21 protein-coding genes and 3 pseudogenes are annotated in these 25,093 nt (G+C 62.7%); 13 read left to right on the top strand and 11 right to left on the bottom strand.

The window, feature by feature from the left end; translation table 11 throughout:
* Positions 1 to 36 precede the first annotated feature (36 nt).
* Positions 37 to 396 carry an arsenate reductase (glutaredoxin) gene (gene arsC / locus QFZ91_RS37985; protein ID WP_429570419.1) on the bottom strand — a complete coding sequence of 120 codons (360 nt, stop codon included), beginning with the start codon at positions 394 to 396 and terminating at the stop codon, positions 37 to 39.
* Positions 397 to 1,120: 724 nt separating this feature from the next.
* Between arsC and parA the strand changes: the two genes are divergently transcribed.
* Together parA and QFZ91_RS37975 are read left to right on the top strand one after the other, a co-directional pair.
* On the top strand, positions 1,121 to 1,783 hold the full coding sequence (gene parA / locus QFZ91_RS37980; RefSeq protein WP_013092840.1) for a ParA family partition ATPase: 663 nt from the start codon (positions 1,121 to 1,123) through the stop codon (positions 1,781 to 1,783).
* Between the two features lie 24 nt (positions 1,784 to 1,807).
* A complete protein-coding gene (locus QFZ91_RS37975; protein WP_429570418.1) occupies positions 1,808 to 2,863 on the top strand; it encodes a ParB/RepB/Spo0J family partition protein in 1,056 nt (351 codons plus the stop codon).
* 60 nt (positions 2,864 to 2,923) lie between these two features.
* Here the strand turns inward: QFZ91_RS37975 and QFZ91_RS37970 are convergent, their stop codons facing one another.
* Positions 2,924 to 4,273 carry a replication initiation protein gene (locus tag QFZ91_RS37970; RefSeq protein ID WP_176107091.1) on the bottom strand — a complete coding sequence of 450 codons (1,350 nt, stop codon included), beginning with the start codon at positions 4,271 to 4,273 and terminating at the stop codon, positions 2,924 to 2,926.
* Positions 4,274 to 6,238: 1,965 nt separating this feature from the next.
* Between QFZ91_RS37970 and QFZ91_RS37965 the strand changes: the two genes are divergently transcribed.
* Complete coding sequence (locus QFZ91_RS37965; protein ID WP_429559047.1) at positions 6,239 to 7,468, top strand: DNA-binding protein; 1,230 nt, start codon at positions 6,239 to 6,241, stop codon at positions 7,466 to 7,468.
* Positions 7,469 to 7,538: 70 nt separating this feature from the next.
* Here QFZ91_RS37965 and QFZ91_RS37960 read toward each other — a convergent pair whose 3' ends face one another.
* The 3 genes from QFZ91_RS37960 to QFZ91_RS37950 all read right to left on the bottom strand — a co-directional run bounded on the left by QFZ91_RS37960 (position 7,539) and on the right by QFZ91_RS37950 (position 9,849).
* Positions 7,539 to 8,621, bottom strand: coding sequence for a tyrosine-type recombinase/integrase (locus QFZ91_RS37960; protein WP_429570417.1), 1,083 nt, complete (start codon positions 8,619 to 8,621; stop codon positions 7,539 to 7,541).
* A gap of 114 nt (positions 8,622 to 8,735) precedes the next feature.
* Positions 8,736 to 9,134: a DUF2471 family protein gene (locus tag QFZ91_RS37955; protein WP_429570416.1), complete on the bottom strand. Its 399-nt coding sequence runs from the start codon at positions 9,132 to 9,134 to the stop codon at positions 8,736 to 8,738.
* A gap of 67 nt (positions 9,135 to 9,201) precedes the next feature.
* Entirely contained in the window at positions 9,202 to 9,849 is a 648-nt protein-coding gene (locus tag QFZ91_RS37950; protein ID WP_429570415.1) for a helix-turn-helix domain-containing protein, read from the bottom strand.
* 137 nt (positions 9,850 to 9,986) lie between these two features.
* Here QFZ91_RS37950 and QFZ91_RS37945 point away from each other — a divergent pair, with 137 nt between their 5' ends.
* A complete protein-coding gene (locus QFZ91_RS37945) occupies positions 9,987 to 11,192 on the top strand; it encodes a glycine C-acetyltransferase (RefSeq protein ID WP_429570414.1) in 1,206 nt (401 codons plus the stop codon).
* 28 nt (positions 11,193 to 11,220) lie between these two features.
* Complete coding sequence (gene tdh / locus QFZ91_RS37940; RefSeq protein ID WP_429570413.1) at positions 11,221 to 12,252, top strand: L-threonine 3-dehydrogenase; 1,032 nt, start codon at positions 11,221 to 11,223, stop codon at positions 12,250 to 12,252.
* 38 nt (positions 12,253 to 12,290) lie between these two features.
* Here the strand turns inward: tdh and QFZ91_RS37935 are convergent, their stop codons facing one another.
* Positions 12,291 to 12,941 (bottom strand): YceI family protein, encoded by a 651-nt coding sequence (locus QFZ91_RS37935; protein WP_429570412.1) that lies wholly within the window; start codon positions 12,939 to 12,941, stop codon positions 12,291 to 12,293.
* A gap of 123 nt (positions 12,942 to 13,064) precedes the next feature.
* On the opposite strand from QFZ91_RS37935, the gene QFZ91_RS37930 reads away from it, so the two are divergent.
* The 4 genes and pseudogenes from QFZ91_RS37930 to QFZ91_RS37915 form a co-directional block, all read left to right on the top strand.
* A complete protein-coding gene (locus QFZ91_RS37930; protein ID WP_429570411.1) occupies positions 13,065 to 13,736 on the top strand; it encodes a TetR/AcrR family transcriptional regulator in 672 nt (223 codons plus the stop codon).
* Between the two features lie 9 nt (positions 13,737 to 13,745).
* The gene (locus QFZ91_RS37925) at positions 13,746 to 14,225 is read left to right on the top strand and encodes a DUF1348 family protein (protein WP_176378817.1); all 480 of its coding nucleotides are present in this window, start codon (positions 13,746 to 13,748) and stop codon (positions 14,223 to 14,225) included.
* Between the two features lie 249 nt (positions 14,226 to 14,474).
* Positions 14,475 to 14,990, top strand: coding sequence for a hypothetical protein (locus QFZ91_RS37920; protein ID WP_176107101.1), 516 nt, complete (start codon positions 14,475 to 14,477; stop codon positions 14,988 to 14,990).
* A gap of 1,026 nt (positions 14,991 to 16,016) precedes the next feature.
* A pseudogene (locus QFZ91_RS37915) lies at positions 16,017 to 16,274 on the top strand (flavin reductase); the annotation flags it as partial.
* A 128-nt stretch (positions 16,275 to 16,402) separates the two neighbouring features.
* Here QFZ91_RS37915 and QFZ91_RS37910 read toward each other — a convergent pair.
* From QFZ91_RS37910 to QFZ91_RS37890, 5 genes and pseudogenes are all read right to left on the bottom strand, one after another.
* Complete coding sequence (locus QFZ91_RS37910; RefSeq protein ID WP_429570410.1) at positions 16,403 to 18,052, bottom strand: NRAMP family divalent metal transporter; 1,650 nt, start codon at positions 18,050 to 18,052, stop codon at positions 16,403 to 16,405.
* 46 nt (positions 18,053 to 18,098) lie between these two features.
* On the bottom strand, positions 18,099 to 18,239 hold the full coding sequence (locus QFZ91_RS37905) for a hypothetical protein (protein ID WP_176107116.1): 141 nt from the start codon (positions 18,237 to 18,239) through the stop codon (positions 18,099 to 18,101).
* Positions 18,240 to 18,963: 724 nt separating this feature from the next.
* Positions 18,964 to 19,344 (bottom strand): BON domain-containing protein, encoded by a 381-nt coding sequence (locus QFZ91_RS37900; RefSeq protein WP_176120825.1) that lies wholly within the window; start codon positions 19,342 to 19,344, stop codon positions 18,964 to 18,966.
* An 870-nt stretch (positions 19,345 to 20,214) separates the two neighbouring features.
* Positions 20,215 to 20,973 (bottom strand): SDR family oxidoreductase, encoded by a 759-nt coding sequence (locus QFZ91_RS37895; protein ID WP_429570409.1) that lies wholly within the window; start codon positions 20,971 to 20,973, stop codon positions 20,215 to 20,217.
* A pseudogene (locus tag QFZ91_RS37890) lies at positions 20,970 to 21,500 on the bottom strand (GlxA family transcriptional regulator); the annotation flags it as partial. The gene QFZ91_RS37895 and the pseudogene QFZ91_RS37890, both read right to left, overlap by 4 nt.
* Positions 21,501 to 21,549: 49 nt before the next feature.
* Between QFZ91_RS37890 and QFZ91_RS37885 the strand changes: the two are divergent.
* The 4 genes and pseudogenes from QFZ91_RS37885 to QFZ91_RS37870 form a co-directional block, all read left to right on the top strand.
* Positions 21,550 to 21,708, top strand: a pseudogene (locus QFZ91_RS37885) (phosphohydrolase); the annotation flags it as partial.
* A gap of 90 nt (positions 21,709 to 21,798) precedes the next feature.
* The gene (locus QFZ91_RS37880; RefSeq protein WP_429570408.1) at positions 21,799 to 22,788 is read left to right on the top strand and encodes a LysR family transcriptional regulator; all 990 of its coding nucleotides are present in this window, start codon (positions 21,799 to 21,801) and stop codon (positions 22,786 to 22,788) included.
* A 104-nt stretch (positions 22,789 to 22,892) separates the two neighbouring features.
* A complete protein-coding gene (locus tag QFZ91_RS37875) occupies positions 22,893 to 24,086 on the top strand; it encodes a CaiB/BaiF CoA transferase family protein (RefSeq protein WP_429570407.1) in 1,194 nt (397 codons plus the stop codon).
* Positions 24,083 to 25,048 (top strand): hydroxymethylglutaryl-CoA lyase, encoded by a 966-nt coding sequence (locus QFZ91_RS37870; RefSeq protein WP_429570406.1) that lies wholly within the window; start codon positions 24,083 to 24,085, stop codon positions 25,046 to 25,048. Before QFZ91_RS37875 ends, QFZ91_RS37870 begins: the two co-directional genes overlap by 4 nt.
* Positions 25,049 to 25,093 lie beyond the last annotated feature (45 nt).

Here is a 25,093-nt window from a genome sequence, read left to right as displayed (position 1 = left end):
GCATTGCGCACATGGGTTGACTTCGACGTCGCGCGATCAGTCGAAAAGCGCGGCGACATTTTCGGGCGGGCGGCCGATGACGCCACGCCCGTTTCTCACGACGATCGGTCGTTGCAAAAGAATCGGATGCTTCGCCAATGCTTCATAGAGCTGGGCGTCCGTCAGCGACGGGTCGGCGAGATTGAATTCTTTATATTCGGCCTCGGTGTCGCGGATCATTTCGCGGACCGGACAGCCAAGTTGAGCATTGAGATTCTTGAGCTCCGCGACGGTCAGCGGCGTCTTCAGATATTCGACGATTTCCGTCGGTTCGTTTGCGGGGTTGTAGGTGTTCGCGACGAGTTCGCAGGCAGCGCGCGATTTGGAGCAGCGCGGGTTGTGGTAGATGGTGATCATGGCTGGGTTGAGGGCTTGCGCCGTTGAAGGTTGCTGGGACGGTTAGAAGGGTTCGGGAATTTTAGCGGGTGACTTGATGGCGTGGCGCGGGATGATTGGCCGGCATGCGCGTTGTTTGAACGATCGATAGGGTGGGTCGGTTTATGCGCATAAACCGATGCTGCCTTCCGCGGTTAGCCGGTATCGTTTAATGCTCGCAGCCTCAGTTCTCATCGAGCCTGCGATTCGCTTGTGCGGGCGCAATACCCTCTACAACCTATATTCACTCGCTGATGAAGCGCCGCCCCCACGTTTGCCGCTTGCTGCCGCGACGGAAGGAGCCGCCTCGGACGACTCGATGGCGAATGCTCCACCGGGTCAATTGCCGCGCGAACTTTATGCGCATAAAGTCTGGCCTGCCTTGGGTCGCTCAGATGCGGGCACTCCTTTTCTCCCCGAGATCAGCTCGCGAATCGCGACTAGTTGCCGACGACTGGGTACGCAGCACGCGAGCACTCATTCCTCTCGTCCCGTCCCCTCGGGGAGATAGCGATCAGCAACGCTTAAGCCTCAGTCCATCCCTGCCCTGACACCCCACAAGATCCCGGGGCACACTGCTAATGCCTCTTTATGCGCATAAACCCTTTGCCAAATGGCCTATTTCCGAATTTCCCTTACTCAAATGATTTGAAATAGCAATTCAACCAGGTAAAATCCATTTGCGTCTAAAAAGAGGAGGTGAAATTTGGCGGCAGAAATCATCGCGGTAACACAGCAGAAGGGCGGGGTCGGGAAGAGCACCATCGCGATGCATCTCGGCGCTGCATTTCACGAGAAAGGCAAACGCGTTCTCGTCGTCGACGCGGATGGCCAAAACACTCTGATCCACTGGGCCAGCGCTGCCTCCGACGGCGACATTGGTATTCCATTCGCCGTCGTCAACCTGTCCGAAGCAGGCAGCCAGATCCATCGCGAGATCAAGAAGTTCGTGGCGGACTACGACATCATCGTCGTCGACTGCCCGCCCTCCATCACCGAAAAAGTCTCCGGCGTCGTCCTGCTTGCAGCGAGCGTCGCGGTGATCCCAACTTCGTCGTCCCCCGCCGATTACTGGTCGAGTATCGGCCTCGTCAAGCTCGTTCAGCAGGCGCAGGTCATGAACGAAGACCTGCGTGCCGTGTTCCTGCTCAACAAAACAGAAGAGAAACGGATGCTGACGCGCGAGCTGAAGCGCGCGCTCGAAGAACTCGGCTTCCCTCTCCTCAAGACCCAGATTCCCACGCGCGAAGCCTACAAGCAGGCAATGGCGTTGGGGCAAACGGTGCTTCAGATGAACGACCGCGGCGCGAAGCTCGCCGCGCTCGAAGTACGGGCGTGCGCCAACGAGATCGCCGCCTTGCTCCCGTGAATTTATGCGCATAAAGGACCCTGAATGAAACCGTCCCAATTCGCCAAAGGCTTTCAACCACGTCCTGACACGACTAGCAGTGAAAAACGCACCGCACTCGACCGTCTGAATGCGATCGACGGCCTGGTTAAAAATGACGCGAAAAACTCCGCGATCGCCGGGCGTCCGATTCCGGCCGTCGTGCCGTCGCGTCTGCAGGACGCCGAGATCCCTGATCCGGACAACGAATCGGCGGCCTACCGCGCGTGGCGGCTCGAGCACGGCTATCGTCCCGGCCAGATCATCGAACTGGCGCTCAAGACCATCAAGCCAAGCCCGTTCAATCCACGGTACTTCTATGTGAAGTCGTCGATTGCGGAGCTTGCCGTCAATCTGGCGAAGCAGGGGCAGCAGCAGGCGATTCACGTCATTCCCGACTACGACAACCCAGGCACCTACTTCGTCAGTGACGGCGGCCGACGCGTGCGCGCGCTGAAAGAAGCGAACAAGGAGTCGGTGAAAGCGATCGTCATCGATCTGCCAATCGGCATCCAAAGCTACAAGCTCGGCTACGACCTCAACGTGCAGCGCGACTCGCAGACCGTGTTCGACAACGCGATCGTGTGGCGACGCTTTCTCGACGAGCGGCATTTCCAGAGCCAGAAGGAACTGGCCGAACATCTCGGGCTCGACGAATCGACGGTCGCAGTCGCGCTGTCCATCGCCAAGCTGCCGGAAACCGTGATGCAGGAGATGGTCGCGCGCCCTGACCGCTTCGGCTCGAACATGGCATACCAGGTCGGCCGCTATCACACGGCTCGCGGCGCGGAGGCGACGCTGCGACTGATCAACCGGATCCTTTCCGACGATCTGAGCACACGCCAGGTCGCCGATATCGTCAAAGGGCGCACGACCGCGCAGGAAAGCGCCAAACCGGCGGGCCGGCAGCGCTATGCGCAACGTCTGGAAATCAAGCTTGGTGGTGTGTCGGTCGGCGATCTGAAATCATATGGGGACGACCGACTCGAGTTGCGCCTGAAAGGCCTCACGCGTGAAAAGCGTGACGACATCCTGCGGCAGATTGAGAAGATGCTGAAGTAAGACATGAGGGGGCGGTGCGTGTGCACCGCCCCTTGTCTTTCAAAGCCCGTTATCGACCCATCAGGCCGCGCGCGACTGGTTAAGGGTGAAGGCGAGCAGATCGCCGTCGGTAGGTTCGCCCCAGGTCCTGCGCGCGAGCCAGTCGAAGAACGCCGTTTCCACGATCTTCGAATCGAGCCCGCGACGCCGCCAGTCGTCGCGCATGTGCGTGCCGAGCCCCGGCAATTCTTCTTCCTCGAACGATTGCCGTGCGATATCGCGCTCCGACTCCCCCTGTTCGTTGTACAACTCGTAGGCCTGCTTGCGACGGTAAGCCGAGTATTCGCCGAGCAGACGCGCCTTCAGATCGTCGGCCGGCGATGCCATGGCCTTGCTGGTGCCGCCACCTGCCGGCAGCGCCTCGACCGGCGGCGCATAGCCCTTCTTCAACGCATCCTTGAACAGCGCCGGCGCGCTACGCACCGGCGGCAGCGACGTGCTGCGCATCCGCTGCTCGGTCATCTGCAACGCGGCGCGGATCCGGTTCTCTTCGCTGTCCGCGTAAAGCGTCTGCGCTTCCTTCAGCGGAATGCCGATCTTCACCATCCGGTCGACCAGCGTGCTGTCGAACACGTTCGGATGTTCGTCGAGCGCGAGCATCGGCTGCTTGCGCTCGGTCACGCGGAACTGTATTTCGGCGACGCGCCGACCCTCGCGATGCTCGATCAGTTCGACGAAAATGTTCGTGACCGCGTTGACCTCGGCGATGGCCGGGCGCAGGTAGTCGCGCTTGAAATACTTGTACTCGCGCTTCGCCTCGTCGCCGGCTTCGGTATCGGGCGTGCCCGACAGAATCGGCCGCCACCATTCCCAGGTCTCGCGCATCGTCAGATGGCTCGGGTTGGTCAGGTAGCGCACGCAGATCTCGTAGAGCGCGAGACCCGCGCTGCTGCGCAGCTGGCTTTGGAACTGCAGACTCAGCCGTGCATACTGAACCGGATCGAGCAGCTTCTTCTTGATCTTCGGCGCAAACGAAAACTCGACCCAGACACGACGCGTGGTCGGATCTTCGAGAATTTCCGCGTCCGCGATCAGCGTCGAAATACCCCATTTGCGGCCGGGCTTCTGACTCGAGGTGCCGGTGCTCCACTCGACCTGCACCGACACCATGCGCCGCAGGTGCTCCTTGACGAGCGCGGTGTCATTGGAATCGAACGCGGAATTAGCGACGATGTCGGACAGCAGCGCCCGATAGGTGTCGCCCGATTCATCCGCTTGCTGGGCCACCGCGAGCAGAACGTTAAAGAGCTTGCGCGTGAGCAACGTGATCTTGCCGCTCTTGGGCTGGATCGCAATTGCCTCGACGGCTTTGCGCAGCTCAGCCGAGCTCGGGCTGACAACATCGGTCTTTTTCGCGCGCTTCGTGGCCATGCGTCGAGGTGAGGGAGGGGATTTCGCGAGAGCATACCGGCTGTGGTGATACGCGTCTATAGCGCCCATCTCACCATTGCCGGTGAAGCGAGTTTACGAAGCGCACCTCACCTCGAGCAAGTCCCGAAAACCCTCACCTCGCCCGCGTGCCACGAGGATCGGGCTCTCCTTGCCGGTCGCGGCGTTTGCGAATCCGGCCCGTTTCGCTGCGTACCGGAACGGGGAGCACCTGATCCCGAATCTTCTCACCTCAAAAATTTTCGCGGATTTTTCGGGACGTCGTGTAAACGTACGGCGTCTGGAGCCGGTGGGACTTCGTCGTGCGGCCTCGCGACGGTTTCGTCGATTCTCGCGTGCTGCCGGGCTACGCAAACTCCGCATCAATAAATGGAATTCACGCACGGTATTGGACCCGCGGCGCGACGCGGGCGAGCAACGTTCGACTGCGCGGCGCCTCTCCTGACGACTCGACCGTCACCGCCGAGAAACCTGCTCCCGTTAACCATCTTTTGCGACTTCGAGCTTCGACCGAACTGCCATAGCAGGGGAGACGAGCTGTAGGCAAATCCTCATCACTCCGGTGCTCCCGAAAACTCTCACCGCAGCACCGCCGAACGGGACAACACGACACGCGTTTGTGTCACGCCAGTACCGCATTTCCCAAATGTGATCTCCTGAAAAGCCTCACCTTTGAGGCTGCTGGAGGTCCAAACGTCCCTGTCCTGAGAACTCCTGAAAACCCTCACCTTTGCCATCGGAAAGGAAAAATTTCCATAACTTCAATAGCTTGCGCCAGTTCCACCCAATGTTCGAACCGGCGGTGTCCCCGTAAAATCTCACCTTAAGCCGGCTTTTTCGCACCGCAGCACTTTTCATCGCCTTCCACGAAGCTCCCGAAAAGCCTCACCTTTGCGATCAGAGAGCAGGTATCCCTACTCCCGCCAATTGCCATCAGCCGGGCATCTCCGGCCCGCAGCCTCCATTTCGATCCCGAATTTCCTCACCTTAATGCTCAGAACCAAAGCCAGAGTGTCCCGAAAAGCCTCACCTTGGGCGAAATCGCCGGCTAACCCAGCTCGCGGATCCGCCTCATCAGCCGGCGCCCCGAATCCCCTCACCTTTCCAATCGCGAGCGTTCCGGCCAGGCGGTCTTTTGGGTCGTCGACGCGTGACAATTCATCTTCGCTCCCGTAAAACCTCACCTCAGCGGTCTGGATGCTCAAAAAGAAAGCAAAATTGGCCCCCGGGCCCCGAAAAATCTCACCTTCGTTTCCTGTTCTCTCCCGCCAGCGCTCACCAAAGGGGTTAACCACCCTAAAAAAGCCCCGAAAAACCGCGCTCGCGAGCGTCCCGAAAACCCTCACCTTGGTAGCCCTCAAACCGAATGGGTACTTTTGAGGGCTGTCGGGCGCTTCGCGGTCATGAAGTCCCGCAAAACCTCACCTTTGCCCGAACCCGACGTATACGGCGTTTCCTGAACCCGCTCACGTTCCATCCCGGAACCGCTCACCAAGTTCCCCGAACCTCATCACTCGAGTTTCCCGCAGACCCTCACCAAGTCTCCCGCAAAGCTTCACCTTGCCGGGCTCAAAGCCCCGCCAGGCAAGGGTTTGCCGAGGCGTTAACGTTTTTAACAAGGGTTCAAAGGTGTTTACTTTTATTACTCTCAAGCCTTGAACCCCGCGAGTCCCGTGAAACACGGGTCCTACAACCCACAGCCACCGGTGATCAATCGTGAAACAGTGCGCGATCCCCGGAGAATCTAACAAAGCGCTTCTAATACAATGGCTTATTGGCTATTCTTCGTTTTGTTTCACGATAAAAAACGGCATGGACGTGTTTGCTATCGCGATTTGCCTGCAAAACTCCGCCTGTATACGGCAATCCGTTCGCCACGGATAAATCAGTAGCAAACACTACGTAAATTGTTATGATCCATCCAATTCAAGCCACATCGAGGTAAACATGAATCTGGATCAAGAGCGGCAAGCCATTCGCAATGAGCTTGAATCGATGCGTGCGCAGGGCGTGCGCCGCCAGGATCTGTCACTGCATGCATGCAAACGGCTCTTTTTCGATCTCGGCATCCGGCCATCGATGGCGGCCGTGCGCGATCTCACGCAAACCGGCAGCGCGAGCGACATCCCGAAAGACATTGATCATTTCTGGGAGCGCATCCGCAACGTTTCGCGGGTCAAAGTTGGAGCAGGCGCGATACCGAAGGCACTTGAAGATCGCGCCGGCGAACTGCTGGGCGCGCTATTCGAAGAAGCGGTCGTGCAAGCCAAAGCGTCGCTCGATGCCGAACGTGAGGAGATCCGCGCGCAGATCAGCGCCGCCGAGCTTCGCGTACGCGACGCCGAAATTCGTCGGGATGCGGCCGACGACTCTATCAGGCGCAGCGAAGCGCGCGCCGAAGCCGCGTGGGAGCGGGTTCGCGCGCTCGAGGCTCAGTTATCGAGCGCGACTACGCACGGCAGCGTTCACCTCGAAGGTATGCAGGCAACCACGCGCAGGCTCGACCAGGAAAACGAGGCGCTGCGGCAACGGCTCGAAAACGAACAAGCCACCAATGCGGCGTTGCGCGACCGGATCGACGCATTGCACGTCGAATTGCGGCAAAGCACCGAGCACTATGCGCAGCAGATCAAGGATGCGGTCGCCGAAGCGGAGCGGCGGGTCAAGCCGATGCTGGTCGAACTCGATTCGCTGCGCAGCATGGCCGCGACGTATCAGTCCGGCGTGCGTGACGCGAGCCGCAAGGAATTCGAGTTCATTCAGCAGATTGCCGCCGCCAAGGCGCGCGGCGACCGGCTCGACGCGCAGTTGCGCGAGCAGTCGGACGAAGTCGATGCGCTGACCAAAGAAGTCGCCGCCCTGCGTGGCCAGCAGGGCATCGATCCGGCCATCGCCGTGCTGCTTTGCTCGCTGGTCACCGAGGGGCGGCTCACGAGCAAAGAGTTGAGCATGATCGGCACCGCGGCCGACGGCCACGTGACGCTGCCCGCGCGATGCCCGAAATGCGAGGAAGGTGAGCCGGAGCTGTCGCAGGTCGATCACCGTTTTGAATTGTTGTGCCCGGAATGCGAGCACTCGTCCGGTCTCGGCGAATCGCGGCTCGCGGCGGTGAACCAGTTTCTGTCGAACGATGCGTCCACCGCGCCGTCGTCCCGCTCCGTGCACACGATCCGTTAACCAGAAACGGCCAATCCAACGGAAAAAAAGTCAAAGGTGAGGAAATTCGGGAGCGTAAAGGTGAGGTTTTTCAGGGCTCACCGGCTCCCGTTTGCCTCGTCAAACGCCCGTCACGCCGGGGCTCGGCCAACGGCGCCGCCGCTGGATCGGGCTCCTCTGTCGCGGGCGAATCCTGCTGATCCATCCAAGTTTGCCACGCGCGATACAGCCGGTTCGCGGACACCGCCTGCACGAAGCCGAGCCATTGACCGACCTGTTCGGCCTCCACTCCGCTTTCGAAAAGGTCTGCCGCAAACGTGTTGCGCAAGGTCTGCGGACTCGCGCGCGATTGGCGCGATGCGGCAATTCCCGCTGCGTCGACGACTGCATCCACCGCGCGCAGCATCGTGGCCTTGTGCATCGGCCTGCCGGAAGGCGACGCGGGAAACACGAGGTTGCCGGCCAACTCCGTTAGCCGACGTTCGGCGAGCCAGGCGTCGAGAATCGCCGTTGCGAACGGCGCGAGCCGTGTGCGCCGCGTCAGCACCGGATTCGGCGACTCGATCGTGACCCACGGCGAGCCCTCTCTCACGCAACTAACCGTAAGCGCTCCCGCTTCGCCTGTCTTGAGTCCTCCACCCAGAAACACGGCGATCAGGGCGCGATCGCGTCGCTCTCTCCAGCGCTGTGCGGTCGACAACGCCGGCAACGGCGCGAACAATCGCGCGATCAACGCAGTGCGTTCCGCATGCGTGAGAAACCCGGTCGGCTCGTTGTCGCGAGCATTGCGCCACGCGGCTTGCCCATCCTGAGCAATGAAACGCGCCGGGTTGGTCGACGCCGATTCGATCTCGCGCACGTGATCGAGCACCCGCTCGATAAGCCGTAAATAGCGGACCCGTTGCGTTTTGCGAATCTCGAGGCCGGCGACGAATTCCGCGATCGCGGGCGTGTCGACCGTCGCGAGGCTTTGTTGCCGCGCGCCGAGCCAATCGAGAAACTGCCCCCACTGCGCCTGATACACCAACGCCGAAGAGCGACGGAAATGCTGCTTCGCAAGCCACGCATCGAACGCGACCTGCGGGTCGCGACGCCAGTCTTCGCGTTGCTGATCGAATAGATCGGTGGAGGGCGCGGGACGGGGAACGGGGTCGGACAGATGGGGAGGTGACATGGGCATCCTTCTGTTAGTTGCTCCGTTCGGTCCGCGTATTGTAGGCGCTCACCGCAGCACGGCCGACTTCGAGGAACGGATGACAATCCGAGCCATCCCGACATGGCGCCGCCATCAGCCGCCCCACGCCCGGGCGCGCTTCATAGGCGCATCGACCGGTCGCGGCAGCGCCGCGCGGCGCGCGGCTTCCTCGTACGCATTGACGGCAAACGCAAAAACGGCGGGCAATGCATTGGACGTGCCGAAATCTGCGCCGTCATCGGTTTCGGGATAAGGCAGATCGGACGGGCGCTGGAACAGCCCGAGCATCAGCGCGTCGTGCCGGCTGGCAAAACCGAGATCGGCCAGCGCCTCGGCTTCGATGGCATGGAGCAGACGCCACGTGAGCGGCACCTGCTTGACGATGTAGCGCGCGGCGATGCTGCGCACGATATGTTCGAGATCGCGCGCGGCGGTCTGGTAGCGCAGCGCGGCGAGCGTTTGATCGGTAGGGTCGGTTTTCAGGTTGTTCATTCTCGGCTCCAATCGTCACCTGATACTGTACAAACATACAGTATCAGGCGCAACCTGGCCGAACGGCCTAGCCGTGAATCACCACTAGCAGCGCCTTCGCCTCGCTCCTGCCGACGTTGCGAATCGCGTGGGGTTCATCCGCGACGTAGCGCGCAGTGTCCGCGACCTTGAGCCGCTTCGTCGCGCCGGCCGCCTCGATTTCGATCGAACCGTGCAGCACGGTCAAATGCTCGCGCGTGCCAGGCTCGTGCGCGTTCGACACCAGCGCCCCGCCAGGCTGCAGCGTCAGCTCGTACCACTCGAACTTGCCGGCCAGCTCGATGGGTCCCCACACACGCAACTGGTATTTCGCCTCATGACCGCTTAGCGTAGGAATATCGTGCGGTCCCGAAACGGCGATCGCCTCGGGCGACTTCGGCGGCGCAAACAACGAATCGAGGCTCACGCCGAGCGCGTTGGTCAGCCGCCAGGCAACCGCGATCGTCGGATTGGCCTTGTCGCGCTCGATTTCCGACAGCATCGATTTCGACACGCCGGCCGCTCGTGACAGATCGTCGAGCGTCATGCGCCGCTCGGCGCGCAGCCGCTGAATCTGCTCGCCGACGCGCGGCGGCGCCGCAATCGCCGCATTCGGCGGCAATGCCGCGCTAGCGGAGGTGGGCGCCGCAGTGGCTGCGGCGCGGCGTGTACCCGAACTTGCCATTTCCTGACCCATCGTTTAGAGTTGTTCGATATATCGTATTTTAGTTCGGAAAAACGAAAAAATCCGATAAAGCTGACAACCGACTATAACAGGCCGCCCTTCCCGTGCCCAAGCGAACGCGGGCGCCGTCACCCTCAGGAGTCCCGTTCATGCGTGACCAATACCTTGCCCATCTGCGCGGCACCCTCGACCAGATCCGCGCCGACGGCTTCTACAAGAGCGAGCGCGTGATCGCGAGCCCGCAGTCGGCCGACGTGCGTCTCGCCGACGGCAGCGATGTGCTGAACTTCTGCGCGAACAACTATCTTGGTCTCGCCGACGACCCCCGGCTGATCGAAGCCGCCAAGCAGGGCCTCGATAACGACGGCTTCGGCATGGCGTCGGTGCGCTTCATCTGCGGCACGCAAACCGTGCACAAGCAACTCGAGGCGGCGCTCGCCGCGTTCCTGCAAACCGACGACTGCATTCTCTATTCGAGCTGCTTCGACGCGAACGGCGGCCTGTTCGAAACGCTGCTCGACGAAAACGACGCGATCATCAGCGACGAGCTGAATCACGCGAGCATCATCGACGGCGTGCGGCTGTCGAAGGCGAAGCGCTTTCGCTACAGAAACAACGACCTCGCCGATCTCGAAGCGCGTCTGCAGGAGGCCGATGCGGCGGGCGCGCGCTTCAAGCTGATCGCGACCGACGGCGTGTTCTCGATGGACGGCATCATCGCTAACCTCGCTGGCATCTGCGACCTGGCCGACCGCTACGGCGCGCTGGTGATGGTCGACGATTCGCACGCGGTCGGCTTCATCGGCGAACACGGCCGCGGCACGCCCGAGCATTGCGGGGTACTGGCGCGCATCGACATCATTACCGGCACGCTCGGCAAGGCGCTCGGCGGCGCATCGGGCGGCTATGTCGCGGCGCGCAAGGAGATCGTCGAGTTGCTGCGGCAGCGCTCGCGCCCGTACCTGTTTTCGAACACGCTGACGCCGAGCATCGCGGCTGCGTCGCTCAAGGTACTCGAATTGCTCGCCAGTGATGAAGGCGCGCAACTGCGCGCACGGGTCCGCGAGAACGGCGCGCATTTCCGCCGCGCGATGAGCGCGCTCGGCTTCACGCTCGTGCCGGGCGAACATCCGATCATTCCGGTGATGCTCGGCGACGCGCAACTCGCCGGAAAAATGGCCGATGCGCTGCTCAAGCAAGGCGTCTACGTGATCGGTTTTTCGTTTCCGGTGGTGCCGCGTGGCCGCGCGCGCATCCGCACGCAGATGAGCGCCGCGCATACGCCGAAGCAGATCGATCGCGCCGTCGACGCGTTCGCGCGCGTCGGCCGCGAGCTTGGCGTGATCCAGGCCTAGTCGCCGCGTGATTGGAACGGAGAAGCAGATGAAAGCATTGGCAAAACTCGAACGGGGGCCGGGCCTCACGCTGACCGACGTGAAGAAGCCCGAAGTCGGGCACAACGACGTGATGATCCGCATCACGCGCACCGCGATTTGCGGCACCGACATTCATATCTGGAAGTGGGACGACTGGGCGCAAAAGACGATTCCGGTGCCGATGCACGTCGGCCATGAATACGTCGGCGAAATCGTCGAGATGGGGCAGGAAGTGCGCGGCTTTGCGATCGGCGATCGCGTGTCGGGCGAAGGACACATCACCTGCGGTTTCTGCCGCAACTGTCGGGCGGGCCGCCGTCATTTGTGTCGTAACACGATCGGCGTCGGTGTCAATCGCGAGGGCGCGTTCGCGGAATACCTGGTGATTCCGGCCTTCAACGCGTTCAAGATTCCGCCCGAAATCTCCGACGATCTGGCCGCGATCTTCGATCCGTTCGGCAACGCGACGCATACGGCGCTGTCGTTCAACCTCGTCGGCGAGGACGTGCTGATTACCGGCGCGGGGCCGATCGGCATCATCGCGGTCGCGATCGCGAAGCATGTCGGCGCGCGCAACGTCGTGATCACCGACGTCAACGACTATCGCCTCGACCTCGCGCGCAAGATGGGCGCGACGCGCGCGGTGAACGTGTCGCGCGAATCGTTGCGCGACGTGATGCACGATCTGCACATGGCCGAGGGCTTCGACGTCGGCCTCGAAATGTCGGGCGTGCCGAGCGCGTTTACGGACATGCTCGAAGCGATGAACCACGGCGGCAAGATTGCGCTGCTCGGCATTCCGCCCGCGCAAACCGCGATCGACTGGACTCAGGTGATCTTCAAAGGCCTCGAAATCAAGGGCATTTATGGGCGCGAGATGTTTGAGACCTGGTACAAGATGGTCGCGATGCTGCAAAGCGGCCTCGATCTGTCGCCGATCCTCACGCACCATTTCAAGGTCGATGACTATCAGGAAGCCTTCGCGACGATGCTTTCCGGCGAAAGCGGCAAGGTGATTCTCGACTGGACCGCTGCCTGAGCCGGCTTCACGGTTGAACGCCAACGCCCGCAGCGCGCTCACGCGCCTGCGGGCGTTCTCACGAACTCGGCCTGGATGCGCACGTGAATATCGTCGCCGACGGCCGGATACCAGGTCGTCAGACCGAACTTCGCGCGGCTGAAATGACCGTCGGCGGAAAAGCCGAGTGTGTCTTTCTTCGTCAGCGGATCGGGCGCGAAGCCGTTGAACGTGACGTCGAGCGTGACCGGCTGCGTGACGCCGCGGATCGTCAGGTCGCCGCTCAGCGTGCCGCGCGCTTCGCCGGTGCGCTCGAAACGCGTGCTCGCGAAGCGGATCTGCGGATACCGCGCGACATCGAGCATGCTGTCGCTTTTCACCATCTTGTCGAGCAGCGGCACGTTCGTGTCGATGCTCGCGGCGTCGATCGCGACCGACGCCGTACTGCGGTCGAGGCCGCCGTCGTTCCAGTCGAGTTCTCCCTGCTTGCGATTGAAACGCATCGTAAAGCGCGTGTATTTGAAGTGATCGATATCGAACGTGATGCTCGTATGGTCCTGATCGATGTCGTAGCGTCCGGGCGGCACGCGCGCCTCGTTCTGACTGACCGAATGCGTGAGCACCTGGATCGGCGTGCAGGCCATCGCGCCCAGCAGCGTTGCGCCGAGCAGCGCGCGTAGCCATGCGGTGCGAACGGAGGATGGTTTCATCGAAGCGATTCCGGTTGAGCGGTGGTCAAGCGATCTCCATCAAGATAGCAGCAAGCGTACCCATCGCGCGGAAGCTCGAAGAAAAACTTGACGAGAGAGAATGATCGTTCTACCTTTTTGTCGATGACACACGATACGAATCCGACTGCCCAAAACGACGCGGCCCAGCCCGGCACCGCGCGCGAACGCCTGCTCGATGCCGCGGAGGCGCTCATTTACGCCGGCGGCATCCATGCGACCGGCGTCGATGCGATCGTGCGGCAGTCCAGCACCGCGCGCAAAAGCTTCTACACGCATTTCGAATCGAAAGACGCGCTGATCGCGGCCGCGCTGGAACGGCGCGACGAGCGCTGGATGAACTGGTTTATCGCCAGCACGCAACGGTACGGTAAGAATGCGCGCAAACGCCTGCTCGGCATGTTCGACGTGCTGCGCGAGTGGTTCGCATCGGCTGATTTTCATGGCTGCGCGTTTCTGAACGCGGCCGGCGAAATCGAATCGGCCGACGATCCGATCCGCGTCGTCGCGCGCAAACACAAGGCACGTCTGCTCGATTTCGTGCGCGCCGAATGCGACGCGTTCGCGGCGCAAGCGCACATCGATGCGCGTCGCGCGGCGCCGCTCGCGCGGCAATGGCTCGTGCTGCTCGACGGCGCGATCGCGGTGGCGCTCGTCAGCGGCGAAGCTGCTGCGGCGCTCGACGCGCAGACGGTCGGCAAGACCTTGCTCGACGCGGCAGCGAAACCCGCTGCCATCAAACGGCCGCCATCCCGGCGCACCGCACGACCTGACTGAGGAACCATCATGGCCGATACGATCGAAACCCGTCCGCCGCTGCCGCCGTTCACGCGCGACACCGCGATCCAGAAAGTGCGCGCCGCGGAAGACGCGTGGAACACGCGCGAACCCGAGCGCGTGTCGCTCGCGTACACGACGGATAGCATGTGGCGCAACCGCGCCGAATTCGTGCATGGCCGCGCGGAGATCGTCGGATTTCTGCGCCGCAAGTGGGCGAAGGAGCTCGACTATCGGCTGATCAAGGAGCTGTGGTCGTTCACCGACAACCGCATCGCGGTGCGCTTCGCGTACGAATGGCACGACGATTCGAACAACTGGTTCCGCTCGTACGGCAACGAGAACTGGGAGTTCAACGAGCACGGTCTGATGGCGCGTCGTCACGCAAGCATCAATGACCTGCCGATCCGCGAAGCCGACCGCTTGTATCGCTGGCCGCTCGGCCGCCGGCCCGACGATCACCCCGGCCTGTCCGATCTCGGTCTGTAGACGTTCCCACCACGTTCATCGCCGACGGCGCGCCCGCTGCGCGCCGCGAACTTCTTCACCGCGTGTTCATCAGGACGCCATCGGTTGTCCTTTATCCTGGCGGTTCCGGCTGCGGGGCACGTCGCATGCCCGGCCGGGCCGAGCGAGTCCTCAACATCGAGCGCGCGGCTTCAGGTACAGTGCGCGTCGGGCGGCACGCGGATCGCCAGAACACGATGACACCGGCGCTCGACCGGTGACGGAGAAGAAATGCACTTCAGGCAGATGAACAAGAATATCCGGCGCGCCGCGGTGGCGCTTTTCGCAAGCTTCGCGGCGGTCTCCACGGCACACGCGAGCTGGTGTGACGGCGGTGTATGGGTCGATGCGATGCTCGGCTCGTATCACATCAATCCCGATCCCGATACGCACTTCGAGCAATTCAACCCCGGGCTAGGCGTCGAATGCTGGCTGAACAACCAGTGGGCGCTGACGGCCGGCGGCTTTCGCAACTCGCTGCGTCGGCCGTCCTACTATGGCGGCGCCGTGTGGGCGCCCGAGTTCGCGCACTGGGGCATCGTGCGGATCGCGGCGATCGGCGGGATCATCTCCGGCTATAACTACGGCAACTGGGGTCTCGGCAGCAATCATACGATCGGCCCGGTGGTCGCGCCGATCGTGATGCTCGAATACAAGCGCGTCGGCGCGAACTTCATCGTCATTCCGCCGATCCCTTCGGATAATCTGCCCTTTACGATTGGTTTTCAGGTGAAGGTGAAGTTCTGACGGAGTGGTGCGTTGTCAAAAGAGTTGCGACTTTTGGCAAATCACCTAAATCGGACAACAAAGTTGCGACCTTCTGTCTCATACTACGAAAATCTGCTCGCTCTGTCTTACGGGGCGCTGCGCGGTTGGAGCGCTGGCACCCAATCGCACACATCGATATCGATTCTCGCTGAAGTGACGGCGGCGAAGAACAGCGTGTTGCTATCGGCAATCCTCAGGGTCGAGCGTGGGAAGACGGAAAAAGAACTCACGAATGACACAGCATAAATGCGGGGCATCATCACATGGTTGGATGATGCCTGACTTCCCGGTGTACAGCCACGAGGCGTCCGAGCGCAGCTTCCCTGCATGATTTCACGCAGTTGGGAAAGGTCGGTCTGGGAATGGGCAGCCGCTGTCGCCACGGACAGGTCGCATCTTTTTCGTGCTGCGATAGGAGTCGGAAGCAATGAGGGCGATGCCCCTACGGTGAGGTTTTTCGGGAGCAAAAGGCTCCCGCTTCACCCGGATCGAGCAATTGCCGCGAGCATGAAGCCTCGAATGCGGGGTTGATCTCCTGGAATTCCTCACCTTTGCGAACCCGTGTCGTTCTCCTGACTCCTGGAAATCCTCACGACCCCTGGAAGATCCCACCTTAGCAGGCTCGCTTCGACTTTTAGCCCTGCATTCCAGCGTACTTTTCTCGCACTGAACACCGACACGCTCCGCGCTGGCTGCTCCGAAACGCCGTTATTCACCACAATGCTGAAGCCAGCGAAGCACGTTTTGCGCGCTTTGACACGTCTCCTCTCCATCGCCATTCCGACGCACACGGCGCGAGCCGTCGCGCATCCCGCCAGCCGCTCCCGTAAATCCTCACCGTAGCGCCACCTCCTGGAACTCCTCACCGTTCGCGAGTCGCCCGATGCGGCCGTGGCCCATGCACGCCGTTCATATCGACCATTTTTGGCCCGAATATGCCCGCGTTTATCGCCGCTCATATCGTGCAGCCATGTCGTCCGTATGTGATTCCGGGCACGCCGGGCACATTTTGCGGGCATGACCGGTCTTTCGATGGAGGATCGCTTCAAGCTGCCCGTATGGGATCAGGGCGAAAACGATGTGCCGGTGCTGCACGGCGCACTAGCGAGCTTGCAGGGGAAGATCGTCGAAGCGAAGGAAGTCGGCTCGCACTCGGTCATGTTCGTGGAGACCACGCAGATTCGCGTGCGCGCCGATGGTGACAGTCTGATTTACTTCGACCGGGATTTTCACCGGGTGCCGCGCGAGTGGAAGGGGCAATGAGTTCAATGAGTTGTTCGAAGCGCTGCCGGCCGGCTCAGGCTCCGGCAGCGCTTGCGTTGTCGCTCCGGACGTGGCTCCCGTAAAACCTCACCATTGCCCGGACCTCCTGGAACTCCTCACCTTTCGCACTACTTCGGCAGCGCCATTTGCACGACCTTGACGATCACGAGCGCGATCGCGACCAGCAGATAGCCGCGCAGCACGCCCATCCATACGCGTTTGGCGAGCGTCAGGCGCGGCGGCGGCAGTTCGTCGAGCGGCGGCATGCGCCATGTGTTGCGCGCTTCTTTCGTATAGACCGAAGCCGGCTCGGCTGCGGCGGATTCGCCGCGCAGGTTGCGAAGCCCAATGCTCGCCGCATACCCGACGACCGCGAGCAACGTGCCGCCCGCCAGTACTTCGATGATCGTTTCCGCCGCGATGTCCGGATAGATCACCGACGCGGTCAGGATGATCGACAGCATCACGAGCACCCAGATCACTGAGCCGGTAAACAGATTGAGCTTCTTCGAGTTGGCCCACGGACCGAGCACCGCGCGGTCGTTGCACAGCAACAGCAGGAACACGGTCGCGCTCGGCAGCAGCACGCCGGCGAGCGTTTGCACCGCTTCGGTCAGCAGACCGAGCGGGCTGCCCGGAATCAGCACCAATACCGCGGCGGCTGCGACGATCGCGAAGTACACGACGTAGAAGCCCTTCGCGTCCGACACGCTTCGGTGCAACGAATGGCGGATCTTGAACACGTCGCCGATCGCATAGGCGGTCGATAGCGACACGGCCGCCGCGCCGATCACGCAGGCGTCGAACAGCGCGATCGCGAACAGCACCGCCGAGGTCCGTCCCGCGTATCTCTCCAGACCGGCGATCACACCGCCCGCGTCCGTGAAGTTGCCGAAGCCGGGCCGGCCGTCGAACAGCGCCGCGCTGAACGAGATCATCGCGACTGCGCCGATCAGCACGAACACGATGCCGATCCACAGGTCGGCTTTTTCATAGTTCATGAAGCGCGGCGTGATGCGCTTGTCGACCACATAGCTTTGCTGGAAGAACAGCTGCCAAGGAGCGACCGTCGTACCGACGATGCCGATCACGAGCAGCATCACGTCGGACAGCTTCGAATGCGCGGGCCAGTTCGGAATGAAGAAGTCGCGCGCGATCTGGCCGACCGGCGGATGAATCGATACGAGCACCGGCACGAGCAGCAGGCTCAACACGCACAGCGCGACCGCGAAGCGCTCGAAGCGGCGGAAGTCGCCGGTGCTGACGGCGGCCATCGTCAGCGCCGCGGCGATGCACACGCCCGCGATCTTCGATACCCCGAAGAAGTCGAGCACGAACGTGATGCCGATGAATTCCGTCACGATGGTCAGCGCGTTCAGCAGGAACAGATCGACGACGCTGAACGCGCCCCAGAACTTGCCGAAGCGCTCGAAAATAAGCCGCGCGTGGCCCACGCCCGTGACCGCGCCGAGCCGCAACACCATCTCCTGATTGACGAACAGCACCGGCACCAGCAACAGCATGGTCCACAGCAACGTGGTGCCGTAGTTCTGGCCGGCCTGCGTGTAGGTGCCGAATGCGCCCGCGTCGTTGTCGCCGACCATCACGATCAGACCGGGGCCGAGGATCGCGAGCAGCGTGCGCACGCGCGCCCACCAGCTGGTGCGCGGTGCGATGTCATGGTGAGCGATCGTGCCGAGCGCGCCCTTGATATCGCCTACGTGTGCCGAATCGAGCACGGCGCTGCGCGCGGAGGAAATGTTCGTCGGAGTAGACATGTCGTTCTCTCCTGGTTGTAGTTGTCGGAGGTCGGGTCGCGAAACGCTATGCCACGCGCGACATCACGCGACGGCAGAAGGCGATGAACGGACGCGATTCGCGCGGGTGCAGCACGAGCAGAGCGTCGTAAAACGCGCGCGATTCCTGTACGCGCGGGAACTTCGAAAGAAGGAGGCCGAATTGCATTGGGTATCTCCGTGCGCCGGTTTCGACGCGCTGGTGGAAAGCCAGCAGACACGGAGGCCGCGTATGTCCGGGCGCGGCGGTGGAGGTCTACTCGCTTTCCTCAGTTAATAGAACAGGGAAGCGGCATAAGGGATAACTGTCACTGCCAGGCATGGCGGCTCCTTGTTGGCGTGTAGCGTGTATGAGCGATTGATACGTTCGCTACGCACGTTCGCTAAGCAGGTTGCTACACACGTGTTTATCCACGCGTTCGCGCGCATTGCGTTGAACTGACTGCGTTGACTGACAACGCGCGCGCAAACGCGACCGCAAGCACGAGGCTCGCGATGCGACGCCGTATCAGCGCAGGGACGCGTTTGAACGCGGCGTTCCTGTCATGCGGAGACGACGTTACGTTAGGTGCACGGGAAAAAACTGTGGCGCGCACCGTCTGCCTGCTGGCAAGACGGCGGCTGATGAAGAGAGCGCGGACGTCCTGCCGGTCAGGCAGCGAAACTGTTCGAAAGTCGGCTACTGCAGGTGTCCAAGGCGTGAGCCCCATTGGTGATGATTCTTGAATTCTAGGGTTCGGTTTCCGCCGAGGTCAACCTGTTTCTCAAGCAGAGCGGAGAAAATGTGCGGCGCGCAACGCCGCGCACTGTGAACGACGTGCGGATCGACGCCGATAGAGTGGGAAGGTCGAACAGGCGGCATCGATCCATCCGGCCGATGCCGCCACACAGGCTTACTGATTGGCGCGCCGTCGCACGGTCAGCCGGTTATGCACGCTTCTGACGCCGCGAACCGATCGCGCCGCGTTGCCGGCCCGCTCGATTTGCGATTGCCGCGGAACCGTGCCGCTCAGCGTGACGATGGCGTGGCGCGATTCGACATGGATGTTCGCCGAATTGAGGTTCGTGGTGCGCGTGAAAGCGCGGCGGACGTCGCGGACGATCGCGCTGTCGGACCGGTTAGCGTGCCGGTTCGAAGCCGCTGGGGCCGGCTGGCTTTGCATCGACGCATCGTTCGGCATCTCGCGCGTCTGTGCGTTCGCATAGGTCGCGCAAGTCGCGATGGCCATCGCGACCATTGCGCCGAGGATTCTTCTCGCGCCGTTTGTTTTCATTCTTCCTCCTTTGCCGGTTTGCCAGGAACTGCCGTTCGAGCCGCGTGTTGCCAGCGTGGAAGAGGCGACGCAACGCACTGCCGCCTCGCGACGAGTAATCGACCGCCGGCTCCGATTATATTCTGCGGCGCAGGCGTCGATATCGATAGGTGAGAAGATTCGGGAGCAGCCGAGGTGAGAATATGCGCACCTGTACGCGCACTTCAAAACTAAAGGTGAGGGTATTCGGGAGTCGCCTCGACGGTGCGATAAGTTGCGAATGGCTTCTTGGGAAGCATGGTTCCGGTCAGAAGCGCAATGCGGTGAGGCCGTCTCGCAGGAAGCCGGCGAGGGCTCAGGTCGGTTACTGGTTGTGCCTGATCGAATGATCGTGGCGGGTGCGGCAGGCGAAAGGTGAGAACTTTCGGGAGTCGCGCGGCGGCGGCTCTTTTGCAACTAACCGGCCGTGCCAGAAGCGAAATAAGCCGTGCGGCAAGCGGCGTGCGGCACTGCACGCATTTTGCCTATCAGCCATAGGTGAGGAGATTCGGGACTCAAAACGCGTCTCATGCAGTCGCCAATCATTGCATCCATCGTGTTGGCCGCTCGGCGGCTGTGTAACGTAAGTCGTTGAATGTCCAGGCGATCTGCCGCTTACGCGACCCTCATCGGCGACGCGAACCGACCGCGTTCGATCAATGGTGAGGATTTTCGGGAGCAGTGTGTAAGAGCCACGCCGCGCGCGCTGAAATGCCCCCTCGAGCCCTCATTTCACCGCAAAGGTGAGGCTTTTCGGGAGCACTGACGACGCTACCAGACGCCGATTCACCGCCACTCCGTGCCAAAGGTGAGGCTTTTCGGGAGCGGCAGCACTCGCCCGCGATCACCCGTTCAGGCCGGTTTCGCGATCTCGCGAATGTCCGCGACCGGCGTTTGCCCGAAAGCATCGCTAAGCGCGTAGTCGATCAATCGCTCCGCGGATTGCTCGGGCGTCGACAGTTGGCCGTTGCGCTTCAGGTCTTCGAAGCGCTGGCGCATCGGGAATTGCTCTTCGCCGCTACCGCGAATTTGCGCCTGCATGTCCGTATCGATCACACCCGGCGCGAGGCTGCAGATGCGCAGCGCGCAAGTCGCATCGAGCGCGACGGCGCGCGCGTGATGATCGAGCGCGGCCTTGGTCGCGCAGTAGATGCTCCAGCCCGGATACGCGTTGCGCGCCGCGCCGCTCGAAATGTGCACGATGCGCCGGTCGGTTGCGTCGACGGCCGCGGCGGCGAGCGCGCTCGCGAGCATCAGCGGCGTCGCGACGTTCAGGCTCACCGCGTCCGCGACGTTCGCCGCGTCCTGTCCTTCGATGGGCCCGATCGGTTCCACCGTGCCCGCATTGTTGATCAGCAGCACCGTCTGCGCGCCGCGCACGAAGTTGCTCAGCGCGTCGGTGGCGATCCATTGCGCGACGCGTGCGGGCTCGGCGAGGGGCAGCTCGATCTCTTCGAGCTGCGCGGCAAAGCGCGCCTTTAGCGCCGCATTGCGCGAGCGCGACAGACCCAGCACCGTGACGTTGCGCGCGAGCAGTTGTTCGGCGAGCGCCGCGCCCAGGCCGCGCGTATGGCCGGTGACGAGCGCGCGGATCGGAGAAGATGAGGTCATGTCGTTCCTTGTGATCGTTGTCTTGCAGAATGGTCGATTTTCTCACGCCGTATTCGGGCCGACCGAAAGCGCTCGCGATACTGCATCGGCGTCACCCCAAGCCGCTTCGCAAACACTGTGCGCATGCGGTCGGCGGTGCCGAAGCCGCAATCGTAGGCGATCGTCTTCAGCGCCGCGGCGCTGCTTTCGAGCAGCTTGTGCGCGGCATCCACGCGCGCGCGTTCGACGAAGTCATGCGGCGTCACGCCGGTTTCCTGCGCGAACACGCGCGCCCAGTTAAGCGCGCTCATGCCGACGACTTCGGCGAGCTGCTTGACGGTGAAGCTGTCATGGAGATGCGCCATCACGTGCGCCTGCACTTTGGCGGCGGGCGAGGTGTCGTCGGCGGGAGCGGTCAGATACGGGCTGAATTGCGACTGGCCGCCTTGCCGCTGCGCGAACACGACGAGCCGTTTGGCGACCGCGAGCGCGGTATGCGGACCGTGATCTTCGGCCACCAGCGCGAGCGACAGATCGATGCCGGCCGTCTGCTCGAAGGTCGAGTCCGCCATCAGCGTCATGCCGTTCGACGCGCGCTTCGAGGAAGGCATCATCGATGCGTTCGCGCACGGCACGATCCACAAGCCGCACACGACGTTCGGCAACGTGAAGGCCGACGTGCTCGCGCTGAAGGACCCGCATTATCATCGCGAGAACTTCTGCACGATGATTCTGGGCTCGGCGTGGAAGTCGTGAGCGACCGATTGGCCAACTGAGCGGGCGCGGCCCCACGATTTGCGCAACTCGCGTCAAAATGGGCGCATCGCACTTCTGCGCCGCCGCCCCATGGCCATCAAAAACCTTCTCCGCAAGCTCGATCTCACCACGCTGCAACTCTTTCTCGCCGTGTTCGAAGAGGGCACGCTCACGCGTGCCGCCGAGCGCGAGGCGATCGCGGTGTCCGCCGCCAGCAAGCGGCTGGTCGAACTCGAACAGGCGGTCGGCGCGTCGCTATTTCAGCGCAACGCGCGCGGCATGACGCTGACGCCGGCCGGCGAAACGTTGCTGCATCACGCGCGCCGGGTGCTGCGCGACATCGAGAGCATCGGCATCGAACTGGCCGGCCATGCTAGCGGCGTGCTCGGCTATGTGCGGATGATGGCGAACCTGTCGGCGATCGTCGAATTTCTGCCCGAGGATCTGCGCGCGTTCCAGTCGTTGCACGAGCGCGTGAAGGTCGATCTCGAAGAGCGGCCGAGCGGCGGCGTCGTCAAGGCCGTCGACGAAAGCCTCGCCGATCTCGGCATCTGTTCCGGCGACTCCGATACGCGCGAGCTGCACGTCGAGCACTACCGGCGCGATTCGCTCGTGATCGTGATGCGCGATGATCATCCGCTCGCGGCACGCACGAGCATCGCGTTCACCGAAACGCTCGATGGCGATCACGTCGGCCTGCATTCGGCGAGCTCGATCAACGCGCGCACGCACCTCGCGGCGCGCCAGGCCGGCAAGCCGCTGCGGTTGCGCATCCATGTGCCGGGCTTCGATGCGGTTTGCCGGATGGTGCAGGCGGGCATGGGCGTCGGCGTGCTGCCGCAAAAGGTGTATCAGCTGATGGGCCGCCCGCTCGGTCTCGTCGGCATGCCGCTCGACGACGACTGGGCCGAGCGCAGCCTCGTGCTCGTCGTGCGCGACGTCGATGCGTTGTCGCCGGTGAGCCGGCTGCTGTTCGAGCATCTGCGCACGGTCGAAGCGCACGAAACGGCAGCGGACGCTCAGCCCGAACCCGCACCCATCACCACCGAACCACCGCGCCGGTCCCGCGGCCGCCGCTGAGCGTTCGCCGTTCGCGAACGGTCGTTGGCGAATTGCGGTTGGACGCCGCCACCACGCCGCTTCTAAGCTGTCTCCCGAGACGAAACGAGTTCGGAGACAGCAACATGGGTGGACCACTGCAGGGTATTCGTGTCGTCGAGATCGGCACGCTCATTGCCGCGCCGTTCGCCGCGCGACTGATGGCCGAATTCGGCGCCGACGTGATCAAGATCGAAGCGCCCGAAACTGGCGATCCCCTTCGCAAATGGCGCAAGCTGCATGAAGGCACGTCGCTGTGGTGGTATCTGCAGTCGCGCAACAAGAAGTCCGTCTGCGTGAATCTGAAATCGGCCGATGGCGTCGAGGTCGTCAAGCGCCTCGCCGCCGATGCCGACGTCATCATCGAAAATCTGCGTCCCGGTGCGCTCGAAAAGCTCGGCCTCGGCTGGGACGTGCTGCACGCGCTGAACCCGAGACTGACGATGGTGCGCATTTCCGGCTACGGTCAGTCCGGCCCGTATCGTGACCGTCCGGGCTTCGGTGCGATCGGCGAGGCGATGGGCGGCATCCGTTACACGACCGGTGAAGTCGACGGCGCACCGGCGCGCGTCGGCGTGAGTCTCGGCGATTCGCTCGCGTCGCTGCACGGCGTGATCGGCGCGCTGATGTCGCTGCTGCGCGTGAAGACCGGCCAGGGCGAAGGGCAGGTGGTCGATGTGTCGCTCGTCGAGAGCGTGTTCAATCTGATGGAAAGCCTCGTGCCCGAATACGACCTGCTCGGCTATGTGCGCGAGCGCAGCGGCGGCGCGCTGCCGGGCATCGCCCCTTCGAACACCTATCGCACCGAGGACGACGGCTATGTCGTGATCGCCGGCAACAGCGATCCGATCTTCAAGCGCCTGATGCATCTGATCGGCCGCCCCGATCTCGCCGACGATCCCGCGCTCGCGCACAACGACGGCCGCGTGAAGCAGGTCGCGCTGCTCGATCAGGCGATCACCGAGTGGACCTCGCATCACGCGACCGAAGACGTGCTGGCCGCGCTCGAACGCGCCGAAGTGCCGGCGGGCCGCATCTATTCGGTGGCCGACATCGTCGCCGATCCGCACTACGAGGCGCGCGACATGTTGCTGCGGGCGCAATTGCCGGGCGGCGCGTCGGTGAAGATGCCGGGCATCGTGCCGAAGCTGTCGGACACGCCGGGCGAAGTGCGCTGGCAAGGGCCGACGCTCGGCGAGCACACCGGCAGCGTGCTCAGCGAACTTGGATTCGCGAGCGAAGACATCGAGCGTCTCCGTCGCGAGGGAGCGGTGCAATGAATTCCTCGATCTTTTCCACGCGCGAGGCCGCGTCATTCGACCAGCTGATCGTGCAGGAAGTCGCCCCGCGCGATGGCCTGCAGATCGAACCCACGTGGGTTGAAACCGCCGACAAGATCGCGCTGATCAACGGGCTATCCACCTGCGGATTCACGCGCATCGAAGCGGGCTCGTTCGTGTCGCCGAAGGCGATTCCGGCGTTGCGCGACGGCGAGGCGGTGTTCCAGCGGATCGAGCGGCAACCCGGCGTGATCTATGTCGCGCTGGTGCCGAACCTGAAAGGCGCCGAGCGCGCGTTGTCCGCGCGCGCCGACGAACTGAACCTCGTCATGTCCGCGAGTCAGACGCATAACCGCGCGAACATGCGCATGAGCTGCGAGTCGTCGCTCGCGGCGTTCGACCATATCGTGCGTCGCGCGCTGGCCGCGGGCGTGCGGCTCAATGCGACCGTGGCGACCGCGTTCGGCTGTCCGTTCGAAGGGCGCATCGACGAAGACCGTGTGATCGGCATCGTCGACGCATATCGCGAGATGGGCATCGAAGGCATCACGCTCGCCGATACGACCGGCATGGCGAATCCGCGCCAGGTCGCGCGGCTCGTCGCGCGCGTGCTCGAAACCCTGCCGGCCACGGCGCTCACGCTGCACTTTCATAACACGCGCGGCCTCGGTATCGCCAACGTGCTCGCCGCGTATGAAACCGGCGCGCGCCGCTTCGATGCGGCGCTCGGCGGCCTCGGCGGCTGCCCGTTCGCGCCGGGTGCCTCGGGCAACATCTGCACCGAAGACCTCGTGAACCTGTGCAATGAAATGGGCATCCCGACCGGGATCGACCTGCCGAAGCTGCTCGCGCTGTCGCGCGGCTTGCCGGCATTGCTCGGCCACGACGTGCCGGGGCAAGTCGCCAAAGCCGGCCGCAATTGCGATTTGCATCCGGTGCCCGACTACGTTCGGCAGATCTGAACCGAACCCCGACAAACAACCCCTCAACCGATCAAACGACCGGAC

Source organism: Paraburkholderia sp. JPY419 (assembly GCF_050435705.1).
In the GTDB taxonomy this organism is placed as follows: Bacteria; Pseudomonadota; Gammaproteobacteria; order Burkholderiales; family Burkholderiaceae; genus Paraburkholderia; species Paraburkholderia youngii.
The sequence above is the reverse complement of the archived record's forward strand: the minus strand, read 5'-3'. Positions and strand labels throughout refer to the sequence as shown.